General features: G+C 44.8%; 18 protein-coding genes and 4 tRNA genes. 12 read left to right on the forward strand and 10 right to left on the reverse strand.

Going from position 1 to position 26,589, the window contains the following annotated elements:
• Positions 1-7 precede the first annotated feature (7 nt).
• Both sps_RS15305 and sps_RS15310 read left to right on the forward strand, forming a co-directional pair.
• Positions 8-715 (forward strand): transglutaminase-like cysteine peptidase, encoded by a 708-nt coding sequence (locus tag sps_RS15305; protein WP_077753319.1) that lies wholly within the window; start codon positions 8-10, stop codon positions 713-715.
• Positions 716-723: 8 nt separating this feature from the next.
• Positions 724-2,649 carry a bifunctional diguanylate cyclase/phosphodiesterase gene (locus tag sps_RS15310; protein WP_077753320.1) on the forward strand — a complete coding sequence of 642 codons (1,926 nt, stop codon included), beginning with the start codon at positions 724-726 and terminating at the stop codon, positions 2,647-2,649.
• A 338-nt stretch (positions 2,650-2,987) separates the two neighbouring features.
• On the opposite strand, the gene sps_RS15315 is transcribed toward sps_RS15310, so the two are convergent.
• The 4 genes from sps_RS15315 to sps_RS15330 form a co-directional block, all read right to left on the reverse strand.
• A tRNA-Pro gene (locus tag sps_RS15315) sits at positions 2,988-3,064 on the reverse strand.
• Positions 3,065-3,115: 51 nt separating this feature from the next.
• Positions 3,116-3,192, reverse strand: a tRNA-Pro gene (locus sps_RS15320).
• A 194-nt stretch (positions 3,193-3,386) separates the two neighbouring features.
• A tRNA-His gene (locus sps_RS15325) sits at positions 3,387-3,462 on the reverse strand.
• Between the two features lie 66 nt (positions 3,463-3,528).
• Positions 3,529-3,605, reverse strand: a tRNA-Arg gene (locus tag sps_RS15330).
• A 247-nt stretch (positions 3,606-3,852) separates the two neighbouring features.
• On the opposite strand from sps_RS15330, the gene sps_RS15335 reads away from it, so the two are divergent.
• A complete protein-coding gene (locus sps_RS15335) occupies positions 3,853-6,483 on the forward strand; it encodes a sensor domain-containing phosphodiesterase (RefSeq protein ID WP_077753321.1) in 2,631 nt (876 codons plus the stop codon).
• A 77-nt stretch (positions 6,484-6,560) separates the two neighbouring features.
• Here sps_RS15335 and rep read toward each other — a convergent pair whose 3' ends face one another.
• Complete coding sequence (gene rep / locus sps_RS15340; protein ID WP_077753322.1) at positions 6,561-8,573, reverse strand: DNA helicase Rep; 2,013 nt, start codon at positions 8,571-8,573, stop codon at positions 6,561-6,563.
• Between the two features lie 245 nt (positions 8,574-8,818).
• On the opposite strand from rep, the gene sps_RS15345 reads away from it, so the two are divergent.
• The 4 genes from sps_RS15345 (at position 8,819) to ubiK (ending at position 14,765) form a co-directional block, all read left to right on the forward strand.
• Entirely contained in the window at positions 8,819-9,448 is a 630-nt protein-coding gene (locus sps_RS15345; RefSeq protein WP_237157847.1) for a TetR/AcrR family transcriptional regulator, read from the forward strand.
• Between the two features lie 519 nt (positions 9,449-9,967).
• Entirely contained in the window at positions 9,968-11,086 is a 1,119-nt protein-coding gene (locus sps_RS15350; RefSeq protein ID WP_077753323.1) for an efflux RND transporter periplasmic adaptor subunit, read from the forward strand.
• Positions 11,087-11,098: 12 nt separating this feature from the next.
• Positions 11,099-14,188 carry a multidrug efflux RND transporter permease subunit gene (locus sps_RS15355; protein ID WP_077753324.1) on the forward strand — a complete coding sequence of 1,030 codons (3,090 nt, stop codon included), beginning with the start codon at positions 11,099-11,101 and terminating at the stop codon, positions 14,186-14,188.
• Between the two features lie 316 nt (positions 14,189-14,504).
• Entirely contained in the window at positions 14,505-14,765 is a 261-nt protein-coding gene (ubiK, locus tag sps_RS15360; protein WP_077753325.1) for a ubiquinone biosynthesis accessory factor UbiK, read from the forward strand.
• Between the two features lie 86 nt (positions 14,766-14,851).
• Here ubiK and sps_RS15365 read toward each other — a convergent pair whose 3' ends face one another.
• Positions 14,852-15,691, reverse strand: coding sequence for a DUF417 family protein (locus sps_RS15365; RefSeq protein WP_077753326.1), 840 nt, complete (start codon positions 15,689-15,691; stop codon positions 14,852-14,854).
• 216 nt (positions 15,692-15,907) lie between these two features.
• Between sps_RS15365 and creD the strand changes: the two genes are divergently transcribed.
• The 4 genes from creD to sps_RS15385 all read left to right on the forward strand — a co-directional run bounded on the left by creD (position 15,908) and on the right by sps_RS15385 (position 20,381).
• Positions 15,908-17,287, forward strand: coding sequence for a cell envelope integrity protein CreD (creD, locus tag sps_RS15370; protein WP_077753327.1), 1,380 nt, complete (start codon positions 15,908-15,910; stop codon positions 17,285-17,287).
• Between the two features lie 88 nt (positions 17,288-17,375).
• A complete protein-coding gene (locus sps_RS15375) occupies positions 17,376-18,176 on the forward strand; it encodes a phosphatase PAP2 family protein (protein WP_237157848.1) in 801 nt (266 codons plus the stop codon).
• Between the two features lie 119 nt (positions 18,177-18,295).
• Complete coding sequence (locus sps_RS15380) at positions 18,296-18,772, forward strand: Lrp/AsnC family transcriptional regulator (protein ID WP_077753328.1); 477 nt, start codon at positions 18,296-18,298, stop codon at positions 18,770-18,772.
• Between the two features lie 250 nt (positions 18,773-19,022).
• Positions 19,023-20,381, forward strand: a complete 1,359-nt coding sequence (locus sps_RS15385; RefSeq protein WP_077753329.1) for a sodium-dependent transporter — start codon at positions 19,023-19,025, stop codon at positions 20,379-20,381.
• Positions 20,382-20,492: 111 nt separating this feature from the next.
• Here sps_RS15385 and sps_RS15390 read toward each other — a convergent pair whose 3' ends face one another.
• Both sps_RS15390 and sps_RS15395 read right to left on the reverse strand, forming a co-directional pair.
• The gene (locus tag sps_RS15390; protein ID WP_077753330.1) at positions 20,493-21,119 is read right to left on the reverse strand and encodes a c-type heme family protein; all 627 of its coding nucleotides are present in this window, start codon (positions 21,117-21,119) and stop codon (positions 20,493-20,495) included.
• 197 nt (positions 21,120-21,316) lie between these two features.
• A complete protein-coding gene (locus tag sps_RS15395) occupies positions 21,317-21,925 on the reverse strand; it encodes a TetR/AcrR family transcriptional regulator (protein ID WP_077753331.1) in 609 nt (202 codons plus the stop codon).
• Between the two features lie 165 nt (positions 21,926-22,090).
• Here sps_RS15395 and sps_RS15400 point away from each other — a divergent pair, with 165 nt between their 5' ends.
• Positions 22,091-23,152, forward strand: a complete 1,062-nt coding sequence (locus tag sps_RS15400) for an MBL fold metallo-hydrolase (RefSeq protein WP_237157849.1) — start codon at positions 22,091-22,093, stop codon at positions 23,150-23,152.
• Between the two features lie 207 nt (positions 23,153-23,359).
• Here the strand turns inward: sps_RS15400 and sps_RS15405 are convergent, their stop codons facing one another.
• Both sps_RS15405 and ilvA read right to left on the reverse strand, forming a co-directional pair.
• Entirely contained in the window at positions 23,360-24,502 is a 1,143-nt protein-coding gene (locus sps_RS15405; RefSeq protein WP_077753333.1) for a pyridoxal-phosphate-dependent aminotransferase family protein, read from the reverse strand.
• A gap of 536 nt (positions 24,503-25,038) precedes the next feature.
• On the reverse strand, positions 25,039-26,589 hold the full coding sequence (gene ilvA / locus sps_RS15415; RefSeq protein ID WP_077753334.1) for a threonine ammonia-lyase, biosynthetic: 1,551 nt from the start codon (positions 26,587-26,589) through the stop codon (positions 25,039-25,041).

Raw genomic sequence — 26,589 nt, forward strand, 5'->3', positions numbered from 1 at the left:
GAGCACCATGAAAGGCAGGCTTAGTCGTAAACTATCATACAGAAAAGTCTGCCAATTCATCTTAATGGCACTGGCTCTGGCAGCTTCATGCCTATATGCCTCGCCCACGCAAAAACTAAATAAAGGACATATTATTTCGACTCTCGAGTCGAGATATGGTGAACGAGCAGGAAAACGAGCCAGAGCCTGGTTTAAGGTACTCGATAGTGCCCAAGGTCTCAGCGAAAGAGATAAGCTCACTAAGGTGAATAAATTTTTCAACCTTTTCCGCTTTGTCGATGACATCAAGCTCTGGGGTGATAGCAATTATTGGTCTACCCCTATGGAGTTCATTGGTGTCAATGGCGGGGATTGTGAGGATTTCTCTATTGCAAAATATTTCACCTTGCTTCAGTTAGGTATTCCTGAAGATAAGCTGAGGATTACTATGGTTAAAGCGACCACGGTGAATCAATATCACATGGTACTTGCCTACTATGAGAAACCCTCTTCTATTCCTTTGGTGCTCGATAATTTAGATAGAAGAATAAAGCCCGCGACTCAAAGAAAAGACTTGCTGCCGGTATACAGTTTTAATGGTCGACAGCTATGGCTGAACAAAGAAAAAGGACGAGGCGTTCTTGCTGGTTCATCTAAAAAACTAGCAAAGTGGAACGATCTCAAATATAGATTGGGTGTCGAAAGACTTAGAAAACCCAAATTAAGATTGGAGTAGCTAGAAAGATGACACTGTTTCGACAGATATACTCACTGCTGTTTGGCCTATTTTTATTAGTAGTGGCAAGTCTAGGCTATGTACAGTTTACAGAGACACAGAGCTTTCTGACCAAGCAAATGGAGTCAGATCTCAATAATACCAGTAACTCTTTGGGGATCATGTTAATTCCAGATCTTGAAGCGGGTGATATTGTCGGCGCTGAAACCTTGATTAATGTTATCTTCGAAGGCGGTTACTATCAACAAGTTAAACTCACTTGGCTCGTCGATGGAAAGCAGCAAGTGTGGGAAAACCCTGTCAATATTCAAGGTGTACCTCAATGGTTTATTGACCTAGATTTTTTTGAAACCATCAAGAAAGAAAGCACCATTACTTCAGGCTGGATCCAACTTGCCCGATTAGAGATAACGGCTCACCCAGGGTTTGGTTATCACGAATTATGGCGCACCATGACTAACGCTATCATAGTATTTTCTGTGCTTTTCCTTATCGCCATAGTCTGCGCGCGTGTTGGTCTCACCTGGATTTTGCGGCCATTGCATGAGATAGCCGAGCATGCCAAAGAAATTGCCCAACGTAAGTTTGGTCCTGATATGAAAATCCCAAAAACCATGGAGTTAAAGTCAGTGGTACTTGCTTTTAACAGCATGTCGGATCAGCTTAAGCAGATCTTTAACTCCTTGGATGAAGAGGTTGGCGAACTCAGGAAGAAAAACCTGGTCGATCAAGTATCAGGCTTACCTAACCGTCAATATATGATGGGTCACCTAAGCAGCTGGCTTAATGAGCCTAAGAGTGGCGCACTAGTGATGGCCAAATTTGACTGGCTGGAAGAAGTCCACAGTAAATACGGGTACCAGGTCAGAGACGAAACCATAAAGCTACTCTCTGAGAAGATGAAAGAACATTTAGACGCTATCACCACCTCAGTTATTGCTAGAATTGCGGCTTATGAATTTGCATTTTTAATTTCCAGCGCAGAGCATGAACAAACCAGCAAATACTTACAAACGTTAATTCGCACCATAAATCAAGAGATGTCTAAAGCTGGCTGTAAGCCAAATGAAAACTTTTCTATCGGTATTGCCGAACGAATTGGACAGATGTCGGTGTCGGATATCTTAGCTCAAACTGATAATGCCCTTCAAAAAGCGATCAAGGAAGATAAGGTTTTTCATTGGTTCGAAACCAACGAGAAGCAACTATTTACTCGTGAGCAGTGGCGTGAGCACCTAAGTCATGCGATTAACAATCGACAGTTCAAATTTAAGTGGCAACCAGTCCACCTAAATGACGGTGATTCCATTACCCAAAGAGAACTCTACTGTCAGTTGGAAATCGGTGATAAAACCATACATGCGGGTCAATTTATGCCCTATGTAGAGCTGCTTTCTCTTGGTGCCCTGCTGGATAAATGCCTTATCGAAACGCTAACTACCCAGAAGCTACTCGAGAGAAACTATGAACCTATCGCCATTAACTTAACTTTCCATAGTTTAAGTGACCCCAAATTCCATGAGTGGCTAAATGGCTTTTTACGCGCATCTAGCCTCTCCGAGCGGATCTGTTTCGACATTCCCGAAGCTGGTGTATATAGCGACCCTGACTCTTGTGAAGCCTTATGTACTATTATCCGTGATAACGGTGCTCACTTCGGTATCGATCACTTCGGTCGCCAATTTGGTTCCATGTCCTATCTCCAGAGCCTTAGACCGAGTTACGTGAAACTCGACCAATCTTTCGCTTATTATGACGAGAGTGAACATAGCAGTGAACTGTGCCGAGCCCTGATCAATGTCGCGAGAGGATTAGATATTCAGGTCATAGTGACAGGTATAGAAGAGAAGCAGCAACTAGAACGCTTCGTGCCATTAAAAACCAGTGCCTACATGGGCTATATCCATCCTCCTGTGGAAGTTGAAGAAATCTAGCCCATACACTGGCAAGTGAATAAAAAAAGCCTCAGATAAGCTCTGAGGCTTTTTTTGATTCGAATCTCTGGCCTAAGCAAAGTGCTTCTACGCAGTTCTCATTAAAAGTCCGTAAAATTTTTACTAAAACTGAGCACTGTCGCCCCTACCTTTTATAAAAAGCAAAATTCGAACCCTGTGCTCTTTTGGCTTAAACGAAAAAGCCTTCTGATTTCTCAGAAGGCTTTTCAAAAGTGGTCGGCCATGCTGTCATAAAAAGAGAGAATTTGGATCTCTGCTCAACCAATATAAGCTATTAGATGCAAAAAAGCCTCGTCAGATGACGAGGCTTTTAAATGTGGTCGGTGATAGAGGATTCGAACCTCTGACCCTCTGGTCCCAAACCAGATGCGCTACCGGGCTGCGCTAATCACCGTAAATCTTTTGTACTGCTAGATAAGGAGAATTACTCATTATCTTTTAAATGTGGTCGGTGATAGAGGATTCGAACCTCTGACCCTCTGGTCCCAAACCAGATGCGCTACCGGGCTGCGCTAATCACCGAGAATTTGTTACTATTGAAACTAAATGTGGTCGGCCTTATCTTTATAAAAAGTAGGATTCGAACCTCTGACCATCTGGTCCATTCTTGTTTCAAATCGGGATGCGCTACTGAGCTGCGCACTTTCTCTCATTGAGAGTCCGAAAATTTGTATCTTTAAAACTGCCTTATTTAAAATCTAAATAAGGGATTGAAATGGGGTGACTGATGGGGCTCGAACCCACGACAACCGGAATCACAATCCGGGGCTCTACCAACTGAGCTACAATCACCACTGACTTTCAATTTCAAACAACTTCTTTTACATCACTAACACTAACTTGGCGTTCTGTTCAATCTGGTGCACCCAGAAGGATTCGAACCCTCGGCCTCACCCTCCGGAGGGGTGCGCTCTATCCAGCTGAGCTATGGGTGCCTGCCTTGTTAGCGGCGCACATAATATGAATTATTTACCTCGCCGTCTACAGTTAAAATCATTTTTTTCGTCTGTTTGCTCACCTTTTAACTAATTGGGGCAAATTAATCCATTTTGGGCGCTTTTCGAACTGTCGAGCGTCAAAATAATGACTTGGCACTGTTGTTTTTTCGTGCTATCAATACCTCTTGTACAAATTTAGTCCAAATCCTAGCTCTCATATAATAAATAGCGATTGGCGGAAATCATGTTTAGGGAAGAATTGGTTCAACATTCACACCGTGAAGCTGAACGTTTGCAAAAAAGGATTGCTCGCTTAAAGAGTCTGGCTCTTAAATACAAGCGAGCCGAAGTCACCCAGAATCTACTGTTAGAGATCTCAAATCTAGCGGCTCATGTTGATTCGCCTAATGCCTTCTTTTCTGAAGTTCATCGCTCACTAAATTTGCTTCTTCCTGCAGATAACTTTTTTGTTGCCTTATTAGACTCAAGTACCTACAAGTTAAATATTCCTTTTTTCCTCGATGAGAAGGATCCACACCCAAACACTATCTATTCTATAGATGCAATTTCAGAGACCTTGTTAAGCGGCCTAACGGGATACGTACTCAAGTCCGGTGAAGCACTTCTTTGTGATGATATGATCTTTGATCAACTTATTGCTACGAATAAGATTGTCAGCAGAGGAGCTCCATGTCATCAGTGGTTAGGCGTGCCAATCAAAGTAAACAACCGGACTTCTGGTGTATTAGTGGTACAGAGTTACTCCCCCGATATCAATTTTTCAGAAATGGAGATAGAACTACTTCACTTTGTCAGCTATCAAATCTCTGGCATATTAGAACGATTAGAGCATCAAGAGCAGCTAGAGCAAGCAATAGAGCAGAGAACCAAAGAGCTTAGCGTTGCTTACGATAAGCTCAAACGTGAAGTGTTTGAAAGGCGTCGTGCCGAGCGTCTACAGAAGTCTTTGTTCGAAATTGCAGATCTTGCTACCTCTAACATAGATAGCGACTCCTTCTATTCGGAAATTCATAGAGTGATCAGTCATCTAATGCCAGCGAGTAACTGCTATATAGCCCTGCTCGATGATAGGTTAACTCGTATACACTTTCCTTTTTATGTGACTCAGAACGAAACTACAACCCCACAGCCAAGAACCACATGTGATGGCTTAACTGAATACGTCATCAAGAACCGCAGGTCTTTGTTACTTCAACGTACTGATCTAGATGCCTTGATAGACGCGGGAATTGTTTATTCAAAGATGCCTGAGCTGAACTATACCCAAGACGTCTATCAGTGGATTGGGATCCCCTTATTTATCCATGGGCAGGTTCGTGGAGCTTTAACCATCTATAGCCTATGCATATCCCAGAGCTACCAAGACAAAGATCTCGATCTGCTGACTTTCGTGTCTCAACACATAGCCACTGCGATCGAGAAAAAACTCTCCGCAGAATCTCTTAAGTCCAGCTACGAACAGCTAGAAGAAAAAGTCATCGTCCGGACACGTGCTCTGGCCATGCTAAATCAAGATTTAGAGAAAGAAGTAGCCCAGAGACGTAAAGCGGAAGAACAACTTGTTTATGATGCTAATCACGATAGCCTAACAGGCCTGCCTAATCGAGCCATGTTTATGGAGCGGTTAACCCAAGCCGTAAAACACATTCGCAGACATGGATTAGATAGATTCGGCCTGTTATTTATCGATCTCGACAGATTTAAGCTCATTAATGACACCTTAGGTCATCAACAAGGAGATAGTTTTCTGATTGAGACTTCAAGGCGCCTACGCCTTTGTATTCGTGATAATGACACCTTAGGGAGGATCGGTGGAGATGAATTTGTGATCTTACTCGACTGCATCAGTGACACTTGCGATGCTAAGGAAGTTGCAGAGCGTATTCTCACAGAATTATCGCGCCCCTATGAATTAGCCAATCAAAGTTTCACCTCTGGAGCCAGCATAGGAATCGCATTTAGCTGTGATCATAAGTCAGATACGGCTGAGTCCCTTTTACGTGATGCAGATGCTGCCATGTATCAAGCTAAGTCCAAAGGCAAAGGCTGTTATGTAATTTTCGATGAGAAGTCTCACCAACAGCTAGTCAAAGATGTAGAACTTGAGATTGAATTAAGGCAAGCAATATCGAATCAAGAGCTGCACCTGACTTATCTGCCTATTCAAAATTTGAAAAAACTCTCTACGGTAGCCTTAGAACCACGTTTGCATTGGAATCACCCCTTGCTAGGAAAAGTAAAGCAAGCCCAGCTCAATAATATTGCCGAACATTGTAACTTGATAACCGAACTGGATATCTATCTACTGGACCAACTCAATACAGATCACCGGGCGCTTGGCGAACAATCATTAGGCCACTTGCCCCTACATCTCAATATTTCTGGCACACACTTAAAACATAAACATGCTGTCAGGCAACTTAAAAATAAGCTTAAACAGAGCCGCTTTAGCCCAGATCAGTTATGGTTATTTTTTGATGAGAAAGGTTTTATCTTAGATACAGATAACCATATCAATGCCTTTGAACTTCTTAAAAATCTCAAGGTAAAACTCGGATTGACTGGCTATGGTAGTGCTCATAGCGCTTTGAGTAGCTTAACCTTCTTACCACTCCAGGGCCTAAAGCTGGATTCTAGCTATACCAAACACCTTAATAACGAGCAGCACCTTAAACTATTAAAGGCACACTATTTAACCGCTCAAGCACTAGAGCTAGTGGTTTTTGTAGATGGGATTTGTGCCGCACAGCAAAAGGAGACATTAGTAAAAATAGGTTTCGATTTAGGTCAGGGTCAAGCCCTTGGCGAAGTGATCAACCTAAACTCTATCACCAAAGATTTAGTTTGCGCTTAACTCTATGTGAACAGTTAAACCCAATAACTCGATCTTAATTCCATGAGCTAATCTACAGGTTTCCATTTATCTAAAGGCTATTTTTTAAACATATCCCTCAAATTGGCAATATTAGACTTACCAGTCGTCTGCCTTTGTTGCTCACTCTGCACTTGTTTACGATTTTCCCAGATTAGATCATCCTGAGGCAGTTCCAGCAGAAAACGACTTGGCTCACAGCGTATAGTCTCACCAAATTGCCGACGTTCACGGCAAAGTACAAACCAGAGTTCCTTTTGGGCGCGTGTGATCCCTACATAGGCTAAGCGGCGTTCCTCCTCAACATTCCCCTCATCTATGCTGCTTTGATGAGGTAATATCCTCTCCTCTGAACCCACCATAAATACATAAGGGAATTCCAAGCCTTTAGATGCGTGCAGCGTCATCAACTGAACCTGATCACCCCCTTCATCTTCACTGTTACGCTCCATCATGTCACGCAAGGTTAGACGGGTAACCACTTCAGGCAGCGTCATCCCTTCATCGAGTTCATCCCCTTCAAGCATCTCAGTGACCCATCGATACAGCTCGGAGATATTTTTCATTCTCATCTCAGCCGCCTTGGCACTGGTACTGGTCTCGTAGAGATAATCCTCATAGTTAATATTACGGATCAAATGCTTAATGGCCTCTATGGGCTCTCCTCGAGTCACAGTCTCACTGGTATCGACAATAAACTTGCCAAACTTGTAGAGAGAAGCCATAGCCGCTGGAGGGAGGTGATGGTTCAACTCTGGGTCGAAGCTGGCCTCAAACATAGAGATCTGACGTTCGTTTGAGAAGGTACCCAAACGCTCTAGTGTAGATGGACCAATTCCACGTTTAGGCAGATTAACGACTCGTAGGAAGGCATTGTCATCATCCGGATTCACCACCAACCTGAGATAAGCCATGATATCTTTGATCTCGGCTCTACCGAAGAATGAAGTACCACCACTGAGTTTATAGGGAATGCGGTTAGTCATCAGCGACCGCTCCAGCAGACGTGACTGATGATTACCCCGATAGAGAATCGCATAATCTCCGAATTGAGTTTTCCCCATGAACTTGTGGCGGATCATCTCGGCAATGACTCGCTCCGCTTCCTGTTCCTCATTGGCGGCGATCAATACTCGCAGCGGCTCACCATAGGCCAGCTCACTAAACAGCGCCTTATCGTATACATGGGGGTTATTGGCGATGAGAATATTGGCAGCTTTTAAGATCCTTTGGCTAGAGCGATAGTTTTGCTCTAGCTTAATCAAACGTAAAGCAGGGAAATCTTTACCCAATAACACCAGATTCTGTGGCTTCGCCCCTCGCCATGAATAAATAGATTGATCATCGTCCCCCACCACTGTGAAACGGGCCCTATCTCCCACAAGTAGCTTCACCATCTCATATTGGCTGGTGTTAGTATCTTGATACTCGTCCACCAGCATATATTGAATACGAGTTTGCCAGCGCGTTCTCACCTCAGCATTGTGCCTAAGTATAAGTGTCGGAATTAAAATCAGATCATCAAAATCCAGCGCATTATAGGCCTTCATATGCTGAGCATATCTTGCGTAAAGAGCGGCAAACAGTTGTGACTGCTCATCCTTAGCTATCTTGACAGCTTGAGAAGGAATGATGAGATCGCCCTTCCAATTGGAAATCGCCGTCATCAAGGATCTAAGTAGATCTTTATCACCATCGAGCTCATCTTCGGTAAGATCTTTGAGCAGAGCCAAGGAATCTTGATCATCGAACAAGGAAAAACCTGGTTTCAGACCGACGACTTTATGCTCCCTCTTGATGATCTCCAAACCCAGTGTGTGGAATGTCGATATCCATAATCCGCGTGCCTCTTTACGCCCCATGGACTGAGCCACTCGCTCCTTCATCTCACGGGCAGCTTTATTAGTAAAAGTCACCGCCGCGATATTCCGAGCCTTATAGCCACACTTCTGCACTAAATGAGCGATCTTATTGATGATCACTCGAGTCTTACCGCTACCAGCCCCCGCAAGTACTAAGCAGGGGCCAGATACATAGTGCACGGCTTCATCTTGTCCGGGGTTTAGCTTCATGGGGTTACTTTTACCAAGATTTAAAGGTTTTTGAAGCTGGCGATCATACCAGAAACTCGGACATTTCAATCTGACAATTTAAATTTCTCAGCCAGTTAAATGAATTCGGAACTGACTTAAGATAAAACTTATTTCCATATCAATTGTCTACAAACGACCAAGCTTACTGTTCAAGCTAAATAAAGTAACTATTATTTATATTTACACATTGGGAATTGCGTTCGGCAGTCCTCTGACATAAAATAATGAATGAACGTTCATTCACTCAAGAGTTCAGACCTTTCATGGATAACAAACGCGAACTGATATTCGAGGCAACTGAGAAGATCATCGCCACTAAAGGCCTGCAAGGGCTATCTATGCAGCAAATAGCCAATGAAGCAGGCGTCGCCGCCGGAACCATCTACCGATATTTCAAGGACAAAGATGAGTTAATCGGCGAACTTAGAAAAAATGTACTGCGCGTAGTCGCAAACCATATTTTAAAAAATAGCCGTGAAGGTACACTCGAGCAGAGATTCAAGAGGATCTGGTTCAATATCGTTGATTTCGGTCGTCAACGTACGCCAGCTAACCTCAGTTATGAGCAATATATCCATCTACCAGGCATAGACTCAGACCCACATCAGACATTCGAAAAAACAACTTTTGGAGAGCTACATCTACTCTTCGAAGAAGGCAAGGCTGAAGGCCTGTTTCACTCTCTTCACAACAAAGCTCTCTTTGCCGTGTCGCTAGAGCCTGCAGTCGCCCTTGGACGAAGCATCCGACGCAAACAATTAGAATACGATAAAGCTGAACTAGAACTTGCCTGTAACCTTTGCTGGCAAACCATTACTAAACAAACTAAAAGGAGCTATCAGGACTATGAATGATTCGAATAAACCTGATGCTGCCAGCGGCGTTTTCTACCAAACCGATCTACCTAACTTAACTCAAAAGGAGCTATCAGGACTATGAATGACTCGAATCAACCTGATGCTGCCAGCGGCGTCTACCAAACCGATCTACCTAACTTAACTCAAAAGGAGCTATCAGGACTATGAATGACTCGAATCAACCTGATGTTTCCAGTGGCATTCTACCAAACCGATCTACCTAACTTAACTCAAAAGGAGCTATCAGGACTATGAATGACTCGAATCAATCTGATGCTTCCAGTGGCATTTTCTACCAAACCGATCTACCTAACTTAACTCAAAAGGAGCTATCAGGACTATGAATGACTCGAATCAACCTGATGTTTCCAGTGGCATTCTACCAAACCGATCTACCTAACTTAACTCAAAAGGAGCTATCAGGACTATGAATGACTCGAATCAATCTGATGCTTCCAGTGGCATTTTCTACCAAACCGATCTACCTAACTTAACTCAAAAGGAGCTATCAGGACTATGAAAAAGTGGACCCTGATGATGCTAATCATCGCACTACTGGCATTCGGTTCAGTGATAGGATTTAACTTAATGGTTAAGGCCAAGATTGCCGATGCCATCGCTAATATGCCTGAACCAGAATCCCCAGTTACGGCACTGACTCTGGCTAGTGTTAATTGGCAACCCACCATCGATGCTATTGGATTTGTAGAGCCAAATCAAGGACTCACCATTGCCAATGAGCTCTCTGGCGTAGTATCTGAAATCAACTTCGAAAATGGTAGTAAGGTCAAGGTAGACCAGAGTTTAATTGTACTCGACTCAGCGGTAGAAAAAGCCAACCTTAAGAGTAAGATGGTTCAGCTTCCTGCTGCTGAGGCCGACTATAAGCGACTAGTACTCCTGTATAGACAAAAGTCGGTATCTAAGCAAGATCTTGACAATAGCCAAGCTAAATACCTGGCACTTAAAGCAGATATCGAAAGCTTAACAGCTACCATTGATCGCAGAGAAATTGACGCGCCATTTAACGGGCTTATCGGGATCCGTAGTGTTAATTTAGGTGAATACCTCCAGGCCGGTACCGATATCGTTCGACTCGAAGATATCAGCACCATGAAGATCCGCTTTACCGTACCTCAGACACAGCTACCACGTATCTCAAAAGGACAAACGATTAATGTCTATGTCGATGCCTACCCTGAGCATCCGTTCGAAGGCAAGATATCGGCTATCGAGCCTGCAGTTTTCTATCAAAGCGGCTTGATCCAAATTCAGGCCAAAATACCTAACATAGACGCTAAGTTGCGTAGTGGTATGTTTGCCCGTGTCGCCATTCTGCTGCCAGAATTAACTAACCAACTTGTTCTACCACAGACAGCCATTAACTTTACCCTTTACGGTAACTCTATCTATGTCATTCATGAGGTGAGTGAAGATGGAAATATGGTAAAACGAGTCAAGCAGATAAATGTCGAAGTACTCGAGCGTAATGGTAACGATGCCCTCGTCAGTGGTGACTTGAAGGCTAACGACCTTATCGTGACTTCCGGCCAGATCAGACTCAGTAACAACAGCAAAGTCAAAGTGACCGAGGATAAAGCTCTAACTCCTCCGGCTACGATGCCACAACTTTAAGAGGAGCTGGCAATGCGCTTTACTGATATTTTTATTCGCAGACCGGTACTCGCCGCCTCGATAAGCTTACTCCTGCTGCTATTAGGGTTTTACTCCCTTAACAGTATGCAGGTTCGTGAATACCCTGAGATGACCAATACCGTGGTCACCGTCTCCACCAGCTACTATGGTGCCGATGCAAACTTGATCCAGGGCTTTATTACTCAGCCTCTGGAGCAAGCCCTTGCTCAAGCCGACAATGTCGACTTCATGACTTCAGACAGCGCCCTTGGTACCTCCAAGATCACTGTTTATATGAAGCTAAACACAGATCCCAATGGTGCCCTAGCCGATATTCTGGCCAAGGTTAACTCGGTACGTTCTCAGCTTCCTAAAGAGGCCGAAGACTCCACCGTGGATATGTCCACAGGTTCACAGACCTCTGTCTTGTATATCTCTTTCTATAGCGATCAGATCAACTCAAGCCAGATAACGGATTATCTCGAACGTGTCGTTAAACCTGAGCTGTTTACCATAGATGGGGTTGCTAAAGTTAACCTCTATGGCGGTATCAAGTACGCCATGAGAATATGGTTAGACCCTGCTCGTATGGGAGCCTTCAACCTGTCCTCATCCGAGGTGATGCAGGTTCTGCAGGCCAATAACTATCAATCTGCCGTAGGTCAAGCCAATGGGGTGTTTACCCTGTTCAATGGTACAGCTGATACTCAAGTTGCCACCGTCGATGAGCTCAAAAAACTTGTTATAGCTAGCAAAAATGGTCTGGTTATTCGTCTCGGTGATATTGCCGATGTCAGCTTGGAAAAGAGCCACGATGTCTACCGCGCTCTGGCCGATGGACAAGAGGCTGTAGTTGTCGCACTGGATGTCACTCCAACAGCCAATCCATTAGTCGTCGCAGCCGATGCACGCGCTCTGATGCCAGATATAGAACGTAATCTACCAGTCTCTATGAAGACACGCATCTTGTATGATTCCTCTCTCGCTATCGATGAATCTATTAACGAAGTGATTAAGACAATTGGTGAGGCCTCGCTTATCGTTATCGTAGTGATAACTTTATTTTTAGGCTCACTACGCGCCGTCATTATCCCGATAGTAACCATTCCTCTGTCACTAGTAGGCGTTGCCGTTATCATGCAGATGTTTGGCTTTACGCTGAACCTAATGACTCTACTAGCCATGGTTCTAGCCATCGGCTTAGTGGTGGATGACGCCATCGTGGTGGTAGAGAATGTCGATCGGCATATCAAGCTAGGTGAGACACCGTTCAGGGCAGCGATTATCGGTACCCGCGAGATCGCGGTACCTGTGATATCCATGACCATAACTCTGGCAGCGGTCTATGCACCGATAGCCCTGATGGGAGGAATAACAGGCTCCTTGTTTAAAGAGTTTGCCCTCACCTTAGCCGGTGCGGTATTTATCTCGGGGATCGTGGCACTGACACTTTCACCTATGATGTGCTCCAAGATCCTCAAATCTCACACGACACCTAATCGTTTCGAGCGTGGGGTCGAGAGCTTTCTTGCAGGCATGACTAAGCGTTATCAGCGTATGCTCAATGCCGTCATGGAGCGTCGTCCCGTGGTGATCGGATTCGCGGCTATCGTGTTTGCCTCACTGCCTGTGATGTTTCACTTTATCCCATCTGAACTTGCTCCGAACGAAGATAAGAGTGTGGTCATGATGATGGGTACTGCACCATCAACAGCTAACTTGGACTATATCCAGTCTAATATGGCGATAGTCACCAGCATGATTAAAGCCCATCCTGAATCAGCCGCATCACTGGCCTTTGTCGGCGTACCAAACTCCAACCAAGCCTTTGGTATTGCGCCACTGGTCCCATGGAGTGAGCGAGATAAATCACAGAAAGAGATGCAGAAAATACTAGGGAAAGAAGTTAAGGAAGTCCCGGGCATGGCGGTCACGACCTTCCAGATGCCTGAACTTCCTGGTGCATCCAGCGGCTTACCCATACAATTTGTTATCACGACTTCTAACTCATTTGAGAGCCTATTCCAAATTGGTAGTGGCGTGCTTGAAAAGGTGCAAAAAAGCCCACTTTTTGTCTACTCGAAAATCGACCTGAAATTCGACTCTGGCACCATGAAACTCCATATCAAGCGTGATTTGGCTGGTACTTACGGTATCACGATGCAAGATATCGGTGTGACCCTGACGACCATGATGAGCGACGGTTATGTTAATCGTATCAACTTAGATGGCCGATCATATGAAGTCATCCCTCAGGTTGAACGTAAGTACCGAGCGAACCCGGAATCGCTCGACGGTTATTACCTAAAAGCCGCCGATGGTCGTTCGGTCCCACTATCTAGCTTAGTGGATATCGAGATGGTATCAGAGCCGAGATCCCTGCCACACTTTAATCAGATGAACTCTCTGACGGTGAGCGGCGTAGCCACACCCGGAGTGGCTATGGGGGATGTCATCACCTTCTTGCAAGATATTGGTGATACCGACCTGCCTAAAGGCTACAGCTATGACTTCCTGGGTGAATCTCGACAATTTGTCACCGAAGGCTCCGCCCTGTTTGCCACCTTCGGCCTAGCGCTAGCAATCATCTTCCTAGTGCTAGCCAGCCAGTTCGAGAGTGCTCGCGACCCTCTGGTTATCTTGGTTTCTGTTCCACTTGCTATCAGTGGTGCACTCATAGCCCTGGGCTGGACTCATGTCTTCGGTTTGTCATCGATGAACATCTATACCCAAGTTGGCCTGATCACCTTAGTGGGGTTGATCACTAAACACGGTATCTTGATGTGTGAAGTGGCCAAGGAGGAACAACTGCATAACGGCCTTAGTAAGATGGATGCGATTAAACTTGCGGCTACCGTACGTTTACGCCCAATCTTGATGACAACAGCAGCCATGATTGCTGGCCTTATCCCACTGCTATTCGCTGTAGGAGCCGGTGCAGTGGCACGCTTTAACATAGGTCTAGTGATCGTGTCAGGCTTAGCCATAGGCACGCTGTTCACTCTGTTTGTGTTACCAGTGATCTATACCTACTTGGCAGAAAGGCATGAGCCACTACCCGTTTTTGACGAAGAATCAGCCCTCGATACATCTAAAGCTTAGGTTCTAGGTTCTAGGTTCTAGGTTCTAGGTTCTAGGTTCTAGGTTCTAGGTTCTAGGTTCTAGGTTCTAGGTTCTAGGTTCTAGGTTCTAGGTTCTAGGTTCTAGGTTCTAGGTTCTAGGTTCTAGGTTCTAGGTTCTTCAACACTCAGGCCTGAATAATACTAATTGGTATTATTCAGGCCTTTTATTTTCATTAAATACAATAACTCAACTTTTGTGAGTAATCTTTTTCCAATAGCGAGTATGCTCAGGTACAATCCAGCTAATATTAAAGCACTGAGTGCTTATAGCATTTGCCAACGGCGGACCATAGATAATGATAAATCCAAAGAAAATTGAAGAAGTTGCCAAGCAATTAGCCGATAGCCTGCCCAGCGGCCTGAAGCAATTCGCTGGTGAGTTTGAAGATAAGAGTAAGCAAATCTTGCAAAACCAGTTGATGAAATTGGATGTGGTTTCCCATGAAGAATTTGAAGTTCAGCAGCATGTTTTACTCAAGACCCGTGAAAAGCTAGAAGCCTTACAGGCACAGGTCGATGCGCTGGAGAAGAGACTCAACGAGAGTGAAAGCGAATAAGTTTCAGGTTATACCAATCGGTATGAAAACTGACACAAAAAAAGAGCGCTTAAGCGCTCTTTTTTATTGCCTGTCGCTCATCTCAACTATTTGACTGCTTTTTTATGAGTTGCGTAAAGCAATAGACATCCCGCCAGCAAGACGAGATCCTTCACTATAAACTGACCACTCCCGGTTAGTAGTGGGAATCCTTGGCTCACCTCATAGGCCGGTAAGCTGATAATAAAGGTCTGGGTCGCCAGAAAGGTCAGGGCTGCTACCACTAAACCCAATGTCCGAGCCCAATTATATTTACTGCCAATAATAAGACCAAAGACAGCAACTAACTCAATTAATCCGATAAAATATGAACCATGAAGCACACTAAATAGATCATAAATCCAGCTAAACAATGGGCTCGTCGCCATTAATCTCTCGATACCATCGGCTTCGAACTGAGTAAATTTCATTCCGCCTATCCATAGCATCACCAATACCACACCGGTCCAGATAACCTTAAGTGAGAAGCGGTTTATCTTTTTATCATCACCATAATGAGAGGCGATAAAAGCAGATACACCAGCTATCGCTAGGTACTTAATCAATCCCTGTCCAGCGCCTATAGCAGGAAATCCGCCCAGACTATCGATCCAAACCGGGTGAGTAAATAGCATCGACATAGGTATCAAGGCCAATAGCGAATACAGATAAAGAACTCTCTGGCTCAGTTTATGCCTAGGAAAGATTAACGCAACAATCCCAATTAGCTGCATGACGCCTAACAACGCCGATAGCCAAGTAAGCTCAGGCAAGCCTATGCCCGTGAGTTGTTTATTAAAATAACCAGCATCGAGGGCTGTAAAGCGATTCATCGCTGTCGTTAACAGGAAGAGTCCTAATAACACGCGGGCAAGGACTAACGCAGGTATAGGTTTAATCTCTAGCATTTCAGTCTCCAATTAAGATGCAGCATTAGACCCATAAATTGAAGGAGCTATTTCATCGAGAACGAAAGAAAAATATATCTCACACATTAATACCAATCCTAGCTCCTCAATTCCTCACCAGATTGCCTTTTTCTCGCCACCATTGAACACAGCTTAGCCCCCATATTCATGCAATATTCTGTTCAAATGGTGTCTATCACATTAGAGGGAATTTTCATGTTAGATCTTTTTACTTCAGCTAAAACTAATCTTACCCATAAAATACTACTGGTTGCGCTCGTATCTATTTTGTCACTCATTCCATTGGGCATGGTAATGGACATGGTTTGGGAAAGAGAGGCCCTATACCATCAAGTGGTGGAGGAAATAGGCCAATCCTGGGGAGAGCGACAGCAGATCTCCGGGCCAGCCCTGGTCGTACCCTATACCTATCGAGTCGTACAAGAGACGGTCAATGACGAAGGCAAGGTCAGAAAATTTACCAGCACCTATCAAAATGAATTGGTGATCTTACCTAAACAGCTAGCGCTAAATATCGACCTCACACATGATTTTCGTTCCAGAGGCATATTTCAATCTCTGGTCTACAATGCACGTCTCACTGGCACCGCAAACTTCGAGCTAGCCCCAGCTAAGGTGCCAAACCTGTCTAAGTTCGATATTGAAAATGCCCGTATCGTCTTCGGCATATCAGCCAATCAAGCCATAGATAAAATAGAGAATTTCGAACTTAAAAGTGAATCTACCGGGGAGTTGATCGCACAATCCAGCATAATGTCGGGCACGGGACTGTCGAATCAGATTGGACTGGAGCGGGGCTTCCACCAGCCCGTTAAACTGGAAAGTGGACAGCAGAAATTAATCTTAAATTTTGCTGTCAAACTAAGGGGTTCACAATCTATCAGCGCACTGCCTCTGGGTGAGCAGACAAGTATCAAGATCACCGCCGATTGGCCTCACCCCAGTTTCAAGGGAATACTTCCGGCACATAGAGAAGTCACTAAGCAAGGCTTCAGTGCTAGTTGGGAAGTCAGCCATCTCAGCCGTAATTTCCCTCAAGTATTTAGCAAAAACCAAGAGATCAACTTAAGAGAGATAGAGGCAAACACAGTACTGTTCGAACCCGTCACCCACTACGGAAAGATAGAGCGTTCTGTGAAATACGGTCTACTATTTATTGTGCTGAGCTTCATCGTGTTACTGATCTTTGAACTCGGTCAGAAGACCAGACTTAGTCTGATACAATATCTGCTAGTGGGCTGTGCTATGACACTATTTTATCTCTTGCTACTGTCTCTGTCAGAGCACTTAATCTTCTCACTGGCTTACATCATAGCGGCCAGCATCCCCGTTATTTCAGTTTCGGCCTATGTTGCAAGTGCTACATCCTGTATCAAACGCGGTGGGATCATGTCAGCCATGTTGATTGCCCTGTATACTGTGCTCTACTCCATTCTCAAGCTGGAAGATTATGCCCTGCTAATGGGAACAGGACTTTTAGTGGTCATCATGTTAATCCTCATGTTTGTCACTCGAAGGACGGGGCAAGCGCTTTTAAACTCAGATAGGACCGATAAAACCAACTTATCAGATTAACGATATTTAATTGATATATTGCAAACTGGGCTAGCTTGCCGCGAATGCACAAGTTAGCCTACGCACTTTTAAAAATGAGGCCACACCGTTGAAGCTTCCGTTCTCCTTTAAGTCTTCCGTGCTAATTCCTATGATGCTTGGCTGGTTAATACTGCTTATCATACCCGGCATATTGTTTGTCTTTGACATATCTTTATTTCCCTTGCTATCTCTCGATTCAACTGCGGCAGAAACACTATTTTGGATAACCTCGAGTGGCACGATTCCCTATGGCGTAGCGACAATACTCTTAGTGTTACTCCTTAGCTATCGAAGACTGGAGCGCTCAAGGTTTTTTAGCCTATTTTTCACTATCTCACTGAGCATGTGTACCATACTCGGACTCAGCCATTATCTTAAACCACTCTTCAACGAAGCGCGCCCTAATGCAGTCTGGCTAGAGCAGCATTACCTGCTGAATACCGACAACTTTTACTCTCTGTCTAAAGCTGAACGCAAAGAACAGATGATGGCAGCAGTCAATCAAATTGAACACGCCGACACAGAAATCACCTTAGCCCCATTAGTTAAACAACATTGGCAACACGAAGTTGATTTCTCCTTTCCGTCTGGGCACACCTTGCTTGCTATCACCTTGACCATGGTTACCAGCTATTACCTCCTTTTAGCAGGTAATATATGGATACCCAGCTTGCTCTTTTTCTGGAGTATTTCCATGGGGTTCAGCCGAATGCTACTGGGAATGCATTGGAGCCAAGATGTACTCGCCTCTACGCTACTCGGCGGAATAATCGGACTGGTCAGCCTATTCGCTATTCACAAGACGTTTCCTTTCATCTGGTCACTCTCAACCAAATTAGTTTCACAACGAAGAAAAGCTAATCAGTAGTCATAACTATGCCAAAGAGGTAAACACTTCTCTTTGGCTACCTACAGCTTGATAGAATGGGATATCATTAGTCACAGACATCTTGGTTTATATCTTCCTTAGACACAAACGAGCTCCCTATGGCAGAACTGCAACTCGACAAAATTGATTTAGATATCTTACGCCTGCTGCAGAGCAAGGGACGACTCTCCAATCAGGAACTCGCCGAAAAGGTGGGTTTATCCCCCTCTCCCTGCTCCCGCAGAGTGAAAGCCATGGAGGAATCAGGCTTTATCTCAGGCTATGCCACCATACTATCTGCCGAGCATTTTAATTTGTCACTCACAGCTTATGTGCAGGTACGCTTAGAGAAGCATGCGAAAGCGATTCTGGAGTCCTTTGAAGCTAAGGTAAGCAGCTATGATGAAGTACAGGAGTGCTGTCTACTCACGGGCAGTGATGCTGATTATCAGCTGAAAGTATTGGTAGAAGATATGAACCAGTTCAAACTATTCCTACTCGATAAATTAACCACACATCCCCATATAGCTGGGGTGCATTCAAGCTTTGTATTGAAACAAGTGAAAAGCCAAACCAGCATTCCGCTACCTAATTAGCCTAATTTATGGCTCATCGATCGCAAAAATGAAGAAAGTTGAATACGCAATATTCTTGCGTATCACAGGACTCAGATAGACCTGTCACAATATAATCTCAAAAAAAGTATCACCAACGAATATAACTACTACTCAAAGTTTATTTATTAGAATATACAATCCAAAATGTAAGATTCACTGACATAAACCTACATTGACCAGCTAAAATAAAAGACTATGATGCGTCCTCATCAAAAAGTGAGAGATAAGCATGAGTTCCACAGACACAAATCATTTCAGCTCAAGACTAGGTTTTATTATGGCCGCCGCAGGATCCGCCGTCGGTGTCGGTAATATCTGGGGGTTTCCAACACAAGCCGCCACTCATGGCGGAGGCGCGTTTCTCTTAGTTTATCTGGTGCTTATCGTCATCTTAGGTTATCCCATGCTCGTCGCTGAACTGATGATCGGCCGTCATGGCCAGACTAACCCTGCCGATGCTATGGGCAAGATAGGCTCCGGCCCAGTAAGCCGTAACATAGGTAAACTGATAGGCTTCACCTCTATCGTTACCGCGACCTTGATCTGTACCTTCTATACCATTCTATCCGGCTGGTTCGTCAGCTTTTCTCTCGCCCCGATAGCTAAGATATTAGGATTCTCACAGGCTTCAGCCTGGCTGATGGATTTCTCACTATCCCGAAATTTAGTCTTTACTACTATCTTCATCTTGATGGTGACTTGGGTGATACGTCAGGGAGTACAACAGGGAATCGAGCGTTGGTCGAAACGTTTAATGCCTCTGCTGCTATGCATCTTAGTCTTAGGTGTTGTCTATATCCTGACTCTACCCGGCGCCATGACAGGCCTCGAAGTATTACTCGTCCCTGACTTCTCACAAATCTGGGATGCTGATGTACTCGTCGGAGCCCTAGGACAAACCTTTTTCTCACTGACCATAGGCACTGGTGCCATGATGGTCTATGGCGCATATCTGAACCAAAAAGAGAACATAGGTAAGCTCACCGCTTATGTAACTTTAATGGACACAAGTGTGGCCTTCTTAGCCGCCCTGATGATCATTCCCGCCATGTATGTGGCGCAGCATAACGGCGTACAGATCTTCGCCGCCGATGGCAGCCTGCTTAATTCTGATACCTTAGTCTTCACCGTACTACCTGCGTTATTCGATACCTTAGGTGGCAACCTGCAATACCTGCTGGCCTTCGTATTCTTCGTTTTGATGACTATTGCAGGACTGACATCGGCTATTTCTATCGTCGAGGTGCCCACCAGCTACCTGATGGAGAAAAAAGAAATAGGCCGCAACAAAGCTACCTACTTGATAGGTGCCTTAATTATGGTGCTGTCGTTGACTCTAGTATGGAATTTCGAGGAGTTATTTAGCTTTATGATCACCCTGACCACAGAGAGGGCTCAACCACTCATAGCTCTGGGTATCGCCATCTATTTAGGCTGGGTATGGCAACGTAACGACCTACTTAAAGAGATCCAGGCTCAGGAAGGAGCTGATAGCAACAGTCTATTCTGGCGTCTATGGCCTATCTATGTGAAATTTGTCTGCCCACTGCTCATCATATTGATCATAGTGCAGCTATTTAACTCTTAGTCGAAGTAAACGGCTCCCCATATTGGATTATGGAGAGCCGTCATTCATCATTGCTAAACCATTAAGCGGTCTAATTAAAACCAGTGCAGCAGCACTAAGCTATATCCAGTGTCACTTCAACTTAATTTCAATCTTGTAAATACCTATCATATGCCACCGTTTCAGCACTGGTTTGTCCATTATCCCGTGTTGCTTGCGTGCATATTGCACCGATGCATTCAACTCCTGTACCTCATGACAAGACACACACTGTTCACTGGTGGCCGTATCCGCTGACATATAGGTCAAGTAATCGACTCCATTTTTATCACTGATGTAAAGATAGGGTTGCCATCTCATCTCCTTCACATTTGTCGCTGCATTCTGTTGTTCCATTAAGAATGTCCACCCAGCCCTTTCTTGGCTATCGACCAACCGACTCTCTTCATTGACAAAATATTTGCTCTTGAGATGAATAATTATTTCATTTTGAGACTCTCTATTTAATTCTTTTCCTATCTCTTTGATCAACTGAGCTGGCAAGGGAGCAAACCCCTTATAATGGGCATAATCTTTTATGGATCCGGTACCATCTTCGAATAATTTATTACTTACTTCGGAGGTATAAACCTTCCGAGTCGATATCAAGATATCTTTAATCGCATCAGCTATTCTCACCTCGGGCAGATCATCCATTTCTTGGGAGTATGCCGGACTTAAAAAGACGACCAGCAGCAATAATATCAATTCTTGTTTCATCTATCGGCCTATGAGTTAGCGGGCAATCAAGCAAAGAAACTAGCTATGAATCAATAATAGACGAGAATAATAGCAATCGATATAAAGGGTTCTGCATGGCAGGCAAAACCTTGAAGATAAGCGAGAAATGTATCCCATAGATAATATCTGATTCGAATGGCAATCCCACAATCAGACTTCAAACAGACTCAACAGCGTTATGTATATTGCTTCAGAATCATCTGTACCGCAGTGTTGGAAATCAATTCAACTTGCTGCTCGTCGGGAAATTCAGCCCCCTGTATAAGCTGAGGCCAGAAGCAAAATGCCTTGATCACCGCCATAAACTGCGTAACCACAATCTCAGGGGTCTGGGTCTTGAGTACGCCAGCATCCGCCGCCGAATAGAACCAACTCGTCAAAGGTGACTCCTGCTTATTGAACTCACTCATCGCATCCTGAATCAGTTCCGGGGAATGGATAGCCTCTGCAATGATCACCTTGGCCATAGAAAGAAAGGCTTCAGATCTAAGTTGAGATACTTCATGGGCGACTAGCTGCTTAAGTTGCTCTTCCAGTGAACGCTCGGCAGAAAAAGGCACATGCTCAAATGCACAAAGTAGTGACATCATCTCAACCATGATCGCGCTAAACAAGGCATCTTTATTAGAAAAATGGTTGTAAACCGTACGCTTAGAGACCTCTGCTCGTTTAGCTATATCATCCATACTCGCCGACTGGAAGCCTTTAGTCTCAAACTCAGACTTAGCAGCCTGGATAATAGCTGCACGTTTTAATTCGGATCGGGATATTTTTTTCTCTTGCATTTTCAGCTTCTTATTTCATAAAAATCAGATGACCACCACTATATTACACTAACCAGTTTACTTTTCAAAAACACAAAGTAAACTACACTGTATAGTTTACTTTAATTAAACACATTATTTATGAAGCTAACGATAATAATCATCTGCTTGCTCATAGGAGGCTTTATGCTCACCACTACACAGTCAAAAACAGCTCAATCTGAGGCGATTAACAGTTTAGCGTCGCACCATAATCTTGATGGTGGCTATATCAATACCGCTAAAGACTTCACTGAGAACACTGCAATTCTTCCATTACTAAAACGCTATATCACTGAAGACCGCATCGATGCACAGCCAAAAAATTCCATCCCCCTCATTGAGCAAACTGCACATTCACTCGAGCAGCTTCCTCCCGAACAAGATAGCGTTATTCGTCTTGGTCACTCGAGTATTTTTATTCAGATCTCAGGACAAAACTGGCTAATAGATCCTGTTTTTAGCAATAGAGCCTCACCTTTTAGTTTTGTCGGTCCTAAACGCTTCCATCAGCCCCCGATAAGTCTCGAATCCCTGCCACACATTGACGGCGTGATGATCTCTCACGATCACTATGATCATCTGGATAAGCAAACAATCAAATATTTAACTAATAAGGTGAAACATTTTGTCGTCCCCCTAGGCGTAGATAAGCACTTGATAAAATGGGGAGTCCCCGCGACTCACATTCAGAGCCTGGATTGGTGGCAATCGGCACGGTTTGACGGTGTGACTTTAACCGCGACCCCGACCCAACACTTTTCAGGCCGCGGACTCTTCGATAAAAATGAGACTCTATGGGCCTCATATGTCATAGAGTCAGAGACACATAAACTCTTCTTTAGCGGAGATTCTGGCTATTTCGATGGTTTTAAACAGATAGGTGAACGCTTCGGGCCATTCGATTTAACCATGGTAGAAACGGGGGCCTACGATAAAGACTGGCCCTCGATTCATATGACACCGGAGCAGAGCCTGCAAGCCCATATAGACCTCAAAGGACATCAGATGATGCCGATACACAACGGCACCTTCGACTTGGCATTTCACAGCTGGTATGAACCGCTGAATCGTATAACCGATTTAGCGAAGCAAGAAAATGTAGATCTGTTGACTCCCATCATGGGGCAGATAATTTCTGTAGGAAAAACACCTGAAACATCAGCCTGGTGGGAGCATAAGCCTGAGAGGATATCGGCTGCTGATTAATTTTGAACCGCTATACTTGCTCTAACTATGGTTAGCATTAGGCCAAGATGATAAAGGCGATCGATTACGCTAACAACAAGCAGCAAAAAACCACAATAAACTTATTACACTAAGCCAGTATAAAGCAACTTAAGCATATTGCTTATGCAGCTTTATACTGAAGCCTCATTTAATATTTACAGCAAATTAGATGAAAATAGCTTCCACTTAATTCAACACCTCTTCTAGTGCCCCTAAACAAAGCGCCACATTCTCCCGGCGGGCACCGAACCCCATCAGACCGATGCGCCATGCCTTACCAGCTAGTGCGCCGAGACCTGCACCGATTTCAAGATTATAGTTTTCTAAGAGTTGTTTACGCACCGCAGCATCATCGATACCCTCAGGAATATAGACGGCATTGAGTTGAGGCAAGCGGCAAGCCTCTTCCACCACAAACTTAAGACCTAACCCCTCTAAGCCTTGTTTGAGTACTTGGTGCATATCGGCGTGACGTTGCCACGCAGCCTCTAATCCTTCATTGGCCAGCAGGCGTAGAGACTCATGCAGGGCATAAAGTGCATTGACTGGGGCTGTATGATGATAACTGCGCTTGGCACTATTATCTGTACTGCCACTCCAATAGCCCATAACCAGAGTCTGATCCAAAAACCAACTCTGCACCGGGGTGGCGCGACTCTTGATTTTATCTACCGCGGCTGGAGAAAATGACACAGGCGACAGGCCAGGGACACAAGAGAGGCACTTCTGACTACCGGCATAGATGGCATCGATTCCCCACTCATCGACTCTTAGCTCGACACCACCGACTGAAGTCACGGCATCAACAATTGATAAACAATCATATTGCTTCGCCAGAGCACACAATGTTTTAGCGTCAGACAGAGCACCTGTTGAGGTCTCGGCATGAACAAAAGCAACAAACTTAGCATCTGGATGAGCCTTTAATGTCGCCTCCACATCGCTAGGGCTGACCGCCTCTCCCCACTCATTATCGACAACCACAGCCGTGGCTCCGACTCGCTCAACGTTTTGGCGCATGCGTTCACCAAACACACCGTTGCGACAAACAATCACCTTCTCACCCGCCTCAACTAAGTTAACAAAGCAGGTCTCCATGCCAGCGCTACCCGGCGCCGATACGGCTAAGGTCATCTCATTTTTAGTCTGGAAGGCATACTGAATAAGTACCTTCAATTCGTCCATCATTGCGACAAATAGAGGATCTAAATGACCGATAGTGGGGCGCGCTTGAGCGGCTAATACTTCAGGGTAGACATCGGAAGGGCCGGGGCCCATCAAGGTCCTACGCGGGGGATTAAACGCATCGATACTAGGTGCTGATAACATATTACTTCCTCGAAAATTCCTTATCAATATACCAATAGGTATAAGAAAGTGGCCAACTCAGAGTTATTTTGGGCTGCATAATTCAAGGCGAAAAAGTGAGGCCTTTTGAACTCATTCAACACCGAAGTAGTCTGCCAAAAACACTCCTGAAAGGCGAGGTTTAGCACTTCCGAGGCGTTAACGAGCTTAAACGTAGAATAACTATGTTCCTCACTCGTTGCCTTGCCTCACAAGCGCTAAACTCTCGCTCAGTGACCACACCTTTATACTGATTGGTATTAAAGATAAGGTTTAACCATTTGATTAACCTCTTGCCTTGAGACAAGAGACTTCTTCCCTACGCATTAAATTATCTAGAGTGACCTATTTATGCAGTACCTTGCGGCATCTTATTTTCTATTTGTGCCTATCACAAGTGGACTTAAGACTATGGCTTAATATCCAAATTCAAACTAGCGTTTAAAAGATAACATAAAAAAGGACGCATATGCGTCCTCTGTGTTATTCACTATTCAAGCCTACGGCTCATAATGCTCTTAATCTCGGTTATCCAAGAAGAGCTTATAAGCCGGACTCTGGGTTTCTTCATGATAGACGAAACCTAATTCGGTTAAGAATTGCTGGAATGCCTGGTTATCGGACTCTGGAACCTCAAAACCAGCCAAGACACGACCGAAGGCGGCGCCATGGTTACGATAATGGAATAAACTGATATTCCATTTACTCTGTAGGGTCGTCAGAAACTTGAACAAGGCGCCGGGATGCTCTGGGAACTCGAAGCTGAACAAACGCTCATCAAGTTCCTCCGGCGGATGCCCCCCCACCATATAGCGCACATGTAATTTAGCCGTCTCATCATGAGAGAGGTCTTGCACCTCAAAGCCGTCATTCTCCAGCCTTGCGATAATTTCATCCAGCTCACTCTGGCCTTCCGTTAGACGGATCCCGGCAAAAACCACCGCTTTATCTCGGCTACTGAATCGATAATTAAACTCTGTCATCACACGTTTTTCTAACAGCTCACAAAAACGCAGGAAGATACCTGGTCGTTCGGGGACTTTAACTGCCAAAATAGCTTCTTTCTTCTCCCCAAGCTCGCAGCGCTCGGAAACATATCTCAGGCTATGAAAGTTAACATTGGCACCACTAAGAATGGCGGCCACCTTCTCGCCTCTACCAGCATCGCCCATATATTTCTTTAGGCCCGCCAGAGACAGAGCGCCGGCTGGTTCCGCTATGGCGCGGGTATCTTCGAAGATATCTTTAACCGCGGCGCAGATCTCATCTGAGCTTACAGTTATCACACCATCCACATACTGACGTGCGACTTCGAATGGCGCCGCGCCAATCTGCTTAACGGCGACGCCGTCGGCAAATAAGCCTACCTGAGGCAACACAACACGCTCATCGGCTTCTAATGCAGCCTTTAAACAGGCTGAATCTTCTGGCTCGACAGCGATGATTTTCACTTTTGGCATCACTGCTTTATAAAACGCGGCAATACCGGCGATCAAACCACCACCACCAACGGGTACAAAGACGATCTCTAAGTCCCTTTGCTGTTGCAGCATCTCTTGCGCGACAGTCCCTTGACCGGCGATCACAGCCTCATCATCGAATGGGGCAACATACACCCGCCCTTCTGTTTCAGCGAGTTTTTGAGCATGACCATTGGCCTGATCAAACGCCTGACCATGAAGAACAACTTCACCGCCGAGTCGTCTAACCGCATCAACTTTAATCTCTGGTGTAGTTTCAGGCATCACGATAATGGCGCTAATGCCACGGGCGGCTGCAGACATGGCAACCCCTTGAGCATGATTGCCTGCAGACGCACATACAACACCACGCTGACACTCATCGGCAGTGAGTTCAGAGATCTTGTTATAAGCCCCCCGCAGCTTGAAAGAGTGCACAGGTTGCATATCTTCACGCTTGAGAAACACCTGGCAGCCCAAGCGGGCCGACAGCTTATTCAAACTAGAGAGCGGCGTGACTTTAGCCACATCATAGACAGAAGACAATAAAGTCTTCTGTAGATAATAGTGGGCCAGATCTACGTTAGGTTTTGGGGCTACTGCCAACAT

The organism is Shewanella psychrophila (genome assembly GCF_002005305.1).
GTDB classification, from domain to species: Bacteria; Pseudomonadota; Gammaproteobacteria; order Enterobacterales; family Shewanellaceae; genus Shewanella; species Shewanella psychrophila.

What these genes read in the sequence shown, in the direction of transcription:
- sps_RS15400 (WP_237157849.1), top strand. Translation starts at nt 22,091, where the DNA reads ATGCTCACCACTACACAGTCAAAAACAGCTCAATCTGAGGCGATTAAC.
- ilvA (WP_077753334.1), bottom strand. Translation starts at nt 26,589, where the DNA reads ATGTTGGCAGTAGCCCCAAAACCTAACGTAGATCTGGCCCACTATTAT.
- sps_RS15350 (WP_077753323.1), top strand. Translation starts at nt 9,968, where the DNA reads ATGAAAAAGTGGACCCTGATGATGCTAATCATCGCACTACTGGCATTC.
- sps_RS15335 (WP_077753321.1), top strand. Translation starts at nt 3,853, where the DNA reads ATGTTTAGGGAAGAATTGGTTCAACATTCACACCGTGAAGCTGAACGT.
- rep (WP_077753322.1), bottom strand. Translation starts at nt 8,573, where the DNA reads ATGAAGCTAAACCCCGGACAAGATGAAGCCGTGCACTATGTATCTGGC.
- sps_RS15390 (WP_077753330.1), bottom strand. Translation starts at nt 21,119, where the DNA reads ATGAAACAAGAATTGATATTATTGCTGCTGGTCGTCTTTTTAAGTCCG.
- creD (WP_077753327.1), top strand. Translation starts at nt 15,908, where the DNA reads ATGTTAGATCTTTTTACTTCAGCTAAAACTAATCTTACCCATAAAATA.
- sps_RS15365 (WP_077753326.1), bottom strand. Translation starts at nt 15,691, where the DNA reads ATGCTAGAGATTAAACCTATACCTGCGTTAGTCCTTGCCCGCGTGTTA.
- ubiK (WP_077753325.1), top strand. Translation starts at nt 14,505, where the DNA reads ATGATAAATCCAAAGAAAATTGAAGAAGTTGCCAAGCAATTAGCCGAT.
- sps_RS15310 (WP_077753320.1), top strand. Translation starts at nt 724, where the DNA reads ATGACACTGTTTCGACAGATATACTCACTGCTGTTTGGCCTATTTTTA.
- sps_RS15395 (WP_077753331.1), bottom strand. Translation starts at nt 21,925, where the DNA reads ATGCAAGAGAAAAAAATATCCCGATCCGAATTAAAACGTGCAGCTATT.
- sps_RS15345 (WP_237157847.1), top strand. Translation starts at nt 8,819, where the DNA reads ATGAATGAACGTTCATTCACTCAAGAGTTCAGACCTTTCATGGATAAC.
- sps_RS15380 (WP_077753328.1), top strand. Translation starts at nt 18,296, where the DNA reads ATGGCAGAACTGCAACTCGACAAAATTGATTTAGATATCTTACGCCTG.
- sps_RS15405 (WP_077753333.1), bottom strand. Translation starts at nt 24,502, where the DNA reads ATGTTATCAGCACCTAGTATCGATGCGTTTAATCCCCCGCGTAGGACC.
- sps_RS15385 (WP_077753329.1), top strand. Translation starts at nt 19,023, where the DNA reads ATGAGTTCCACAGACACAAATCATTTCAGCTCAAGACTAGGTTTTATT.
- sps_RS15355 (WP_077753324.1), top strand. Translation starts at nt 11,099, where the DNA reads ATGCGCTTTACTGATATTTTTATTCGCAGACCGGTACTCGCCGCCTCG.
- sps_RS15305 (WP_077753319.1), top strand. Translation starts at nt 8, where the DNA reads ATGAAAGGCAGGCTTAGTCGTAAACTATCATACAGAAAAGTCTGCCAA.